This window comes from Spirosoma daeguense (genome assembly GCF_054776875.1).
In genome coordinates this window covers 1-513 of sequence record NZ_BAAHBF010000045.1, presented here as the reverse complement: position 1 = coordinate 513, position 513 = coordinate 1, and the positions used below count along the sequence as shown (strand labels likewise).

At 45.4% G+C, this 513-nt stretch carries 2 tRNA genes and 1 rRNA gene; all 3 read left to right on the top strand.

The window, feature by feature from the left end:
* A 16S ribosomal RNA gene (locus tag ACYVD4_RS32100) occupies positions 1 to 69 on the top strand; the annotation flags it as partial.
* A gap of 44 nt (positions 70 to 113) precedes the next feature.
* Positions 114 to 187: transfer RNA gene (locus ACYVD4_RS32095), tRNA-Ile, on the top strand.
* A gap of 54 nt (positions 188 to 241) precedes the next feature.
* A tRNA-Ala gene (locus ACYVD4_RS32090) sits at positions 242 to 315 on the top strand.
* The last annotated feature ends 198 nt before the right edge of the window (positions 316 to 513 follow it).

Here is a 513-nt window from a genome sequence, read left to right as displayed (position 1 = left end):
AATCTGGCGACTGGGGCTAAGTCGTAACAAGGTAGCCGTACCGGAAGGTGCGGCTGGAACACCTCCTTTTTGGAGCCATTATGCTACTTTAAGATATTAATACGCAAAGCAACGGGCTTGTAGCTCAGGTGGTTAGAGCGCTACACTGATAATGTAGAGGTCCGTGGTTCGAGTCCACGCAGGCCCACAAATCAGCTAATCTATTGCTTAGGTTTATAGATTATAACTGACAATAAAATATGGGGGATTAGCTCAGCTGGCTAGAGCACCTGCTTTGCAAGCAGGGGGTCAACGGTTCGACTCCGTTATTCTCCACATGAACCATTCGGGTTCATATGTTCTTTGACCTACAGGGAGAAATGGAATGATGTAACAATCATTCAGGTTCAATTATTATAAACTGTTGGTTTATAAATTGTAAATAAGTATTTACGATTACGTAATGCAAGGGCGTCTGGGGGATGCCTCTGGCTTCTGGTGGCGATGAAGGACGTGGCAAGCGACGAAACGCTT